At 46.2% G+C, this 8,511-nt stretch carries 6 protein-coding genes; 4 read left to right on the top strand and 2 right to left on the bottom strand.

Features of this window, described 5'->3' with window-relative positions; translation table 11 throughout:
- The 4 genes from ABW391_RS10935 to ABW391_RS10920 all read left to right on the top strand — a co-directional run.
- Nucleotides 1-2,676 (top strand): VCBS repeat-containing protein (locus tag ABW391_RS10935; RefSeq protein ID WP_353481900.1); only part of this gene is annotated, 2,676 nt, incomplete at its 5' end.
- A 103-nt stretch (nucleotides 2,677-2,779) separates the two neighbouring features.
- A complete protein-coding gene (locus ABW391_RS10930; protein ID WP_353481899.1) occupies nucleotides 2,780-3,787 on the top strand; it encodes a WD40/YVTN/BNR-like repeat-containing protein in 1,008 nt (335 codons plus the stop codon).
- A 7-nt stretch (nucleotides 3,788-3,794) separates the two neighbouring features.
- The gene (locus ABW391_RS10925) at nucleotides 3,795-6,218 is read left to right on the top strand and encodes a TonB-dependent receptor (protein ID WP_353481898.1); all 2,424 of its coding nucleotides are present in this window, start codon (nucleotides 3,795-3,797) and stop codon (nucleotides 6,216-6,218) included.
- Between the two features lie 79 nt (nucleotides 6,219-6,297).
- Nucleotides 6,298-7,176, top strand: coding sequence for an Rpn family recombination-promoting nuclease/putative transposase (locus ABW391_RS10920; RefSeq protein WP_353481897.1), 879 nt, complete (start codon nucleotides 6,298-6,300; stop codon nucleotides 7,174-7,176).
- A gap of 59 nt (nucleotides 7,177-7,235) precedes the next feature.
- Here ABW391_RS10920 and ABW391_RS10915 read toward each other — a convergent pair whose 3' ends face one another.
- Both ABW391_RS10915 and ABW391_RS10910 read right to left on the bottom strand, forming a co-directional pair.
- On the bottom strand, nucleotides 7,236-7,886 hold the full coding sequence (locus ABW391_RS10915) for a T9SS type A sorting domain-containing protein (RefSeq protein ID WP_353481896.1): 651 nt from the start codon (nucleotides 7,884-7,886) through the stop codon (nucleotides 7,236-7,238).
- 70 nt (nucleotides 7,887-7,956) lie between these two features.
- Nucleotides 7,957-8,511 (bottom strand): hypothetical protein (locus ABW391_RS10910; RefSeq protein ID WP_353481895.1); only part of this gene is annotated, 555 nt, incomplete at its 5' end.

The raw sequence follows: 8,511 nt of genomic DNA, 5'->3' as shown, positions 1-8,511 counted from the left end.
AATCATTCCATCCACGATGCCGAAAACTACAGTCGAGCCAATATCCGCCAAAACCGGGATCAACTTTCTGGCGATCGCCTGCTGCGCAATGATGGCGATACTTTTGAAGATGTAAGCGCTGCTGCGGGCATTTATGGCAGCAAGATTGGGTTTGGCCTCGGCATTGCCATTGGCGACCTCAACAACGATGCCTGGCCGGATATCTACGTCTCCAACGATTTTCACGAAAACGACTACCTCTATTACAATCGCGGCGATGGAACTTTTCAGGAGTCCATCAGTACCTCGATGGGACATACTAGCACCTTTGCGATGGGCAATGACATGGCCGACCTCAACAACGACGGCTGGCTAGACCTGGTTACCATGGACATGAAACCCAATGACGAGGTGGTCAGCAAAAGTTCGGTAGGTGCTGATCCTTACAATATTTTTCAAACCAAACTCAGTTATGGCTACCATTACCAGTACCCGCGCAACATGTTGCAACTCAACCGGGGTTTGGTCAGCGGGCAAGCGTATCCGAGTTTTTCCGAAATTGGTCAACTGGCTGGCATCAGCGCAACCGACTGGAGTTGGTCGCCCTTGCTAGCCGATTTTGACAACGACGGCTGGAAAGACCTCTTTGTAGGCAACGGCATTTTTCGCCGCCCCAACGACCTGGATTACCTCAAATTCATCTCCAATGCCACGGTACAGCAATCGGCCACAGATCAATCCCTCACCGAAAAAATGCCTTTTGGCAAAGTTGCCAACTTCGCTTACCGCAATCAGGGCAACCTCAGTTTTGAAGATGTATCCGCCTCCTGGGGACTCAATCAAGTCGGCTGTTCCAACGGCGCCGCTTATGCCGACCTGGATCGCGACGGCGACCTCGATCTGGTCTTGAACAACCTGAATGAAACCGCTAGTATTTTTGAAAACAAAGCGCAAGCAAAACCCAATCAGCATTGGCTGCAAATTCAATTGGAAGGAATTGGTAAAAATCCCTTTGGCTACGGTACTCGCGTGCGTGTTGTAGCCAATGACCAGGAGCAAATTCAAGAATTGTACAGCACCCGAGGATTCCAGTCATCGGCAGAACCCCTGCTGCATTTTGGACTTGGCGCAGCCAAAAATATTGATGAATTGGAGATTCGTTGGCCAGACGGCAAAATACAGCTACTCAAAAACATACCTGCCGATCAACGGAAAACCATCAAATATCAGGCGCCTGTTGAACCAACGATTTCCCCAGCCCTTATCCCTTTTTTGAAGGAATATACAACCGAACTTGGCCTGGATTACGCCCACCTCGAAAACGAATACATCGACTTCGACAGCGAACAACTGATTCCCCACATGCTATCTAGCCAGGGCCCCGCGCTAGCCCTTGGGGATGTCAACGGCGATGGGCGAGAAGATGTGCTGATTGGGGGCAGAAAGGTCTTTTTGTACCTCCAATCGGCCAATGGAAAATTCACAGCCCGTGATTTGCTCATTGATCCCATGCAAGAAATGGTGGATGCTGCCTTGTTTGACGCCGATCAGGACGGTGATTTAGACGCCTATCTGGTCAGCGCAGGTCATCAATATGCTGAACAAAACCCAGCACTGCTCGATGTATTGCTGATCAACGATGGCAAAGGAAAATTTACTCAAAATACCAATGCCTTACCGCTTGATTACGACGAAGGTTCTTGTGTTCTGCCTTTTGATTTCAATGGAGATGGCGCACTCGATCTTTTTGTAGGGAGTCGTTCCATTTTTCAGTCCTATGGCCTGGTGCCCAATAGCCACCTATACGAAAACGACGGCAAAGGGCATTTCAAAGATGTGACCAAGCAAGTGGCCCCAGAATTGCAAAAAATCGGCATGGTCAGCGATGCATGTATCGTTCAGCAAGCAGACGGCCTGCAATTGGTAGTGGTAGGAGAGTGGATGCCGGTTTGCATCTTCAAAGTGGACAAAGACCAATTTTCCTTGGACCAGGTTCCCAATTCGGAAGGATGGTGGAATACCGTGTCCAGTAAAGATTACAACCAGGATGGCAAACCCGATCTATTGCTTGGCAATCTGGGACTCAATTCAGAACTCAAAGCTTCTGCAACAGAACCCGTTGAGTTGTATGTCAAAGACTTTGATCAAAACTACCAGACCGACCCTATTCTGGCTTACTACAAGCAAGGGCGGCGGTATACTTATATGAACAAAGACGAACTGACTGGCCAATTGAATGTCCTCAAGAAACAATTTTTAGAGTACCGCCCCTTTGCCGAGTGTGGTTTTGAGCAAGTCTTTTCAGCGGAAATGTTGAAAGATGCAATTCATCATCGAGCGGTAACTTTTGCTTCCTCCTGGGGAAAATACCTCGGAAAAGGCCAATATGCACTTGAAGCATTGCCCACGGAAGCCCAATTTGCCCCCATTTTCAATTTCACCCAAGCCGACATCAATGGCGATGGCCAAAAGGAAATCCTGAGTGTAGGCAATTGGTATGGTATCCGTCCAAGCTTGGGCCGTTACGATGCCGATTATGGTTGTGTACTGACCCGCAGAGGTAAAAAGTGGGCGGCAATGAATCCGGCACAATCCGGATTTTGGGTCAATGGCCAGGGGCGCAAAATAGCTACTTTAACCGATGGGACGGTTTTGGTGGCGCGGAACAACCAAGGACTGATGGTGTGGAAGAGGTAAGCAATTTTAGTTTTTTACCCCCAAAAGGGTGAATTTTACCCGAAAATAAAGCTTTAATTTTGTGCGGACTTCTAGAGTTGTGCCGCACCCAAATACCCAAACCATGCCTTTAAAAACCAGCTACTTATTGCTGCTCTTGAGTTGCTTGCTCAACTTGTCGGCGCGTTGCCAGACCATCCAAATCTTGAGTGCAGGCACCAAAACTTCACTTCGCGGACTTAGTGCAGTAGATGATCAAACCATCTGGGTAAGTGGCAGTGCAGGTACGGTTGGTAAATCTACCGACGGCGGCCAAAATTGGCAATGGATGAATGTCCAGGGGTTTGAAAAAACCGACTTTCGCGACATCGAAGCCTTTGATGCCCAAACGGCCATTGTCATGGGCGTCGCTTCACCTGCCTACATCCTCAAGACAACCGACGGCGGACAAACATGGAAAAAGTTATACGAAAACCGCGATACTTCCATGTTCATGGATGCGATGGATTTTTTTGATGCCCAAAACGGGATGGTAATTGGCGATCCTTTGCAAGGGAAAGTTTTTATTGCCAAAACCCAGGATGCCGGGAATACCTGGCAGACGCTCTCGGATAAAGAGCAACCTACCGCAGCAACAGGCGAAGCTTTTTTTGCCAGCAGCGGTACCAACATCAGAATGTTCAGCAAAAACGGTTTTGTTTTCGCCAGTGGTGGCAAGAAATCCAGCCTCTTTATGCCTGGTTTGAAAAAAGACCTGCCTCTTATTCAAGGGAAAGAAACGACAGGGGCCAACTCCATCGCCATCAAAGGCAAAAAAATCCTGATCGTGATGGGTGGTGACTTTATGACCAAAGATGCCACCACAGACAACTGCTTTGTCAGCACCAATGGTGGAATGACTTTTGCCGCTCCATTGGTTGGCCCACATGGCTACCGCAGTTGCGTGGAATACTTGAAAGGCAAAAACTGGATTGCTTGCGGTCTGAATGGGGTGGATTACAGCACCGACGAAGGTAAGAACTGGTCCTGGATCAGCAAGGAAAGCTTTCATGTTTGCCGGAAGGCCAAGAAAGGCAATGCAGTCTATTTCGCAGGAGGTGGAGGTCGAATTGGTAAATTGATTTTAAATTGATGATCTCATGCAGCAGTATTTAACTTTTTTTATTCTTCTAGCCTTTTCAAGCTTTTGTTTAGGGCAAGCACCTGCTTCAGAAGCCAATTTTACACTTACTGTTCTCGACGAAAAACAAGCACCCCTGATCGGCGCAACGGTTGAACTCAATGCTGCAAACCGCTCTGTAAACCCTCAAATGACCGTTACCGATGAAAAAGGTATGGCTGTTTTTTTCATTAAACCCTCCAACAGTTACAACCTGAAAATCCGTTTTGTTGGTTATGCAGAATTGAGTACCGAGTTGAGCAAAGAAGCCATTGCTGCCCAAAAACTCAGCATCAGCCTCCAGCCCGACAACAAAACCCTGGAAGGAATTACCGTGACCAGCCGCAAAGCCCTCATTCAACGCATCCAGGGCAAAACCATCGTCAATGTAGATGCGGCAGTAACCAATGCTGGAACAACCATACTGGAAGTGCTGGAAAAATCTCCCGGAGTTATGGTAGACCGCAATGGCGGCATCAGCCTGATGGGCAAAACGGGCGTTTTGGTACTCATCGACGACAAGCAAACCTACTTATCGGGTGCAGAGTTGAACAACCTCTTGGGCGGCATGAGCTCCAGTCAAGTTGACCAAATCGAGCTGATCACCAATCCTTCTGCCAAATACGATGCCAGCGGCAACGCGGGTATCATCAACATCAAGACCAAAAAGAACAAGCAAAAGGGTTTCAATGGCACGCTTACTGATTCATACGGGCAAGGCGTTTATACCAAAACCAACCACAGTCTGGTACTCAACTACCGCAATGGCCGCTTCAATACTTTTTTGACGTACAGCAGCAATTACAACAAAGGCTTCACCAAAATTTACGCCCTGCGGGAATATTTCAACCAACAAGATCAGGTTGAATCCCGCCTGGATCAGCCCACTACCCTGATTCACCGGGGTTTCAACAATACGCTCAAAACTGGACTGGATTATTACCTTTCGGATAAAACCACCCTCGGTTTTGCCCTTACTGGCATTACCAACAACCGAAAAGGGAGCAGTACCGCCCGCGCCAACTGGGAAAACGTGCAAGGGGGAACCGATTCCACCATTGCCACCAGCAGCACCAGCGGGGGGAAGTTCACCACAGCTGGCCTTAACTTATCTGGCAAACACAGCTTCAGCAAAAAGCAACAGCTCTCCGTGGATTTTGATTGGCTGAGCTACGACATCAACAATGAGCAGTTTTTCAACAATTCCTTGCAGGTCAACGGGGGGTATGTGGAAGGCTCAATGGGATTTCTTCCTTCTCAATTGGCCATCACCTCGCTCAAAATAGACCACAGTTTGCAAATTGGCGACAACGGAAAACTGGAAACCGGGTACAAAAATTCCTTCATCGATACCGACAACACCGCGGATTATCAAAAAGGGAATGGTACCGTTTGGCGGCAGGATTATGGCAAAACCAATCACTTCCTGTACAAAGAAAACATCCACGCCTTGTACAGCAGTTACGAACACAAAGTGGATCGTTTCTCCATGCAGTTGGGAATGCGCTACGAACGCACCAATTACGATGCCAATCAATTGGGCAATATAGAGCGACCCGACTCGGCGTTTTCGCGGCGGTATCAGGGCTTTTTTCCTTCCAGTTATGTCTCCTTCCAGGCTGATTCTTCTAACACCTTCACCCTCACTGTAGGCCGCAGATTGGATCGACCACAATTTCAAAAACTCAACCCTTTTGTCAACATCATCAACAAATACACTTACGAGCGGGGCAACCCCTATTTTTTGCCGCAGTATACCTGGAACCTGGAATTGAGCCACCAATACAAGGATTTTCTGACGACTTCGGTTTCGTACAGCATCATCCGCAATTATTTTTCTCAACTTTTCGTATCCGATGGCGGAGATATTCTCATTTACACGAATGGCAATGTGGGCAGGATGTACAATTTCGGAGCATCGGTAGCCCTGCAACTTTCGCCCTTCAAATGGTGGTCTTTCAACGGACAGGTGCTCTTCAACCACAAAGAATTGAAAGGCTACCAAAACAGCACTTACTCCTCCTCGATCTCCCAGGTCAATTTCAGCATCAGCAATCAATTTCGCCTCAACGACGTGTACAGCGCTGAAATTTCAGGCTTTTATACCACCCGCGCCCGCAATGACCTGCAAGAACTGCTCTACGATACCGGGCAATTGTCATTGGGTATTTCCAGACCAGTGTTCAAGAAAAAAGCGACCCTCAAACTCAGCATCCGCGACCTCTTTTACACCCAGGTCATGGAAGGTTTGACGGATTTCCCTGATGCCCAGGAATATTTCCTGCTGACCAGAGATTCGCGGGTTGTAAACCTGGCCTTTTCCTATCGCTTTGGGAAGCCTCTGAAGTCGGCACGGCGGAGTGGCGGCGCGGCCAGTGATGAGATGGAACGGGTGGGGAATTGAGCACTTTTGATAAAATCTTTTATTGATTAAAAGTTGAAATAAATACAAAATTCAGTTATTTTTGTATTAAAATGTATGTATGAAATTCGCCGATATAAAAAATGATGTAGCTTTTAGGAAGATCTTTGGTAGTGAAAACCATACGGAAGTGCTTATTTCTTTTCTCAATGCCATTCTGGGTTTTGAAGGCAAGGATAAAATCATGGAAGTAACCATTCTGAATCCTTATCAACTTCCAAAACTACGGGGCGGGAAAGTGAGCATTTTAGATGTGCGTGCCACCGACCAAAAAAAGAGACAGTTTATTGTAGAAATGCAGGTGGCCGAGAAAGATGGTTTCGATAAACGGGTCTTGTATTATTTGACCAAAAGTTATACGAGTCAAATTCAACGGGCAGACCAGTATAGAAAGTTAAAACCAGCTTATTTTATTGGCATTTTGGATTTTAGCCACACCGAAAATCCTCATTACATAAGTCGAAGCCGTGTGCTGGACATAGATACAGGCGAGGTAACCATCAAAGATGTCGAATTCAATTTTGTGGAACTTAAGAAATTCAACAAAGCAGAAAACGAACTGAGTACTTTGACCGATAAATGGATATACTTTATAAAAAATGCTGAAAATCTAGACTTAGTCCCCAGCAATGTAGATGACAAAGGCTTGCTTACTGCCTACGAAGAAGCGAATCAACACACTTGGACTCAGGAGGAACTGGATGCTTACGATTATGTAGATATGCGGGAAGAAGATGCCAGAGCAGAGATTGATGCCAAATTGATTAAAGCCGAAGCCAGAGGAAAAGAACAAGCCGAGTTAAAAGCTGAAGAGGAAAAAAAGCAGATAATTTTGGCCCTTGCCAAAAATGGCGTATTGCTTCCTTTAATTGTCCAAGCTGTCAATAAAACAGCAGCGGAAATTGCGGAAATCATAGCAGAAAATAAGCAACGGGAATGAAATAAGTAGTTGTCTGCATTAAATGACAGATTTAATGTAGACAACTACTTATTTTATTTCTATTGCTTCTGCAAAATGAGCTTCTCTACCCAGCCCTTGCTACTTCGCAAAAAGTAGGTTCCCGAAGGCCAGTCTCCCAAATTGATCGATGCATTCAATTGATCGCTAAAGTTGAAACTTTGGAGTTTTTGGCCGCTGAGGTTGTACAAGTCCAGATTACCAAGTGGCGTTTCTTGCTGGAGAAATACGGAAGCGCTGGTTGGAGTTGGGTAAATCCGAATTTTGGGTTGAGATATGTTAAATGCGGGGATTGTATCTAACACCCTAATTTTGCTAACGACGTAACCAAGGCAACAACACCCGTGTTGCCATCCATTGTAAGCTAAAATTGTAACTTCAGGCAAGTTGTATTCCGCAGGAATAAGTATTTCGACTCCTTTTTCCTTCATTTCTTTACGTACCGCAATTTTTGAAGTCTCATACCCCAGGTAAGAAAATTCAAGTTCATCTCTCCCCGGTACTACATTAATCGAAAACATACCGTTTTCATCTGTTTGAGTACCTTCGGTAGTTTGTTTTTTCCAGACACTAACCCCTACCAAAGGTTCATTTTGTTCATTGGTAACTTGCCAGTGGAGGGTAATGGATGCTTGTCCAAGCAGGGTGATTCCCCAAATTGATGCAATCAGTAAAAAGTACAGTTTTTTCATGGTTGTGAGTTTTTAGTTCCTCACTGGATGAAAAAACAGGCGAAATTGCATAAGCAGCACCTAATTTCTTTTACTTTTCTTTTGCCTCCTTAGCAAAAGGCTCATAATTTGAAATCATCACATCGTCAAAATGCGCTTCAATAAAGCCTTTCGGAGCAGTTGTTCCATTGAGCAAACCCACTTCGAAGCAACGGATGGCATCAGATTTGAGGTCAGGCAGTGCAGGCCCTTCACCCCATTTGGAATAGTCAAGTTCGGCCAGATTGAATTTCACAAACACCCACTTTTCCGAGCAAATAGGTGTTCTGTTGTTTGCACCCCACTTGCCCTTGTGTCCACGGGTCAGCAGCAAAGGTTGTACCAGCAGGGTATCGCCTTTGCCCGTATTGCACCAAAAAGACAACCAAATTTTATCTCCAAACTCAGCACGTACTTTATCCATGACGGGATTGGCGAGAGAGTCAATTTTCAAATCGGTAAACCAAACATTTTGACGATCGCGAGAGATCGAATCCCAGCGCACCTTCAGGCAAACCTTGGATGATTTGTCGTATTGGTGCTTTTTCTTGTCATCCAAAGAAAAATGAACCTGGTTGTTGGCCTTCCACCAGGTACTGACGTTTGG

Source organism: Haliscomenobacter sp. (assembly GCF_040403615.1).
GTDB lineage: Bacteria > Bacteroidota > Bacteroidia > Chitinophagales > Saprospiraceae > Haliscomenobacter.
Note: the sequence above shows the minus strand (reverse complement) of the source record. Positions and strands in the feature narration are given on the sequence as shown.

What these genes read in the sequence shown, in the direction of transcription:
- ABW391_RS10930 (WP_353481899.1), top strand. Translation starts at nt 2,780, where the DNA reads ATGCCTTTAAAAACCAGCTACTTATTGCTGCTCTTGAGTTGCTTGCTC.
- ABW391_RS10925 (WP_353481898.1), top strand. Translation starts at nt 3,795, where the DNA reads ATGCAGCAGTATTTAACTTTTTTTATTCTTCTAGCCTTTTCAAGCTTT.
- ABW391_RS10920 (WP_353481897.1), top strand. Translation starts at nt 6,298, where the DNA reads ATGAAATTCGCCGATATAAAAAATGATGTAGCTTTTAGGAAGATCTTT.
- ABW391_RS10915 (WP_353481896.1), bottom strand. Translation starts at nt 7,886, where the DNA reads ATGAAAAAACTGTACTTTTTACTGATTGCATCAATTTGGGGAATCACC.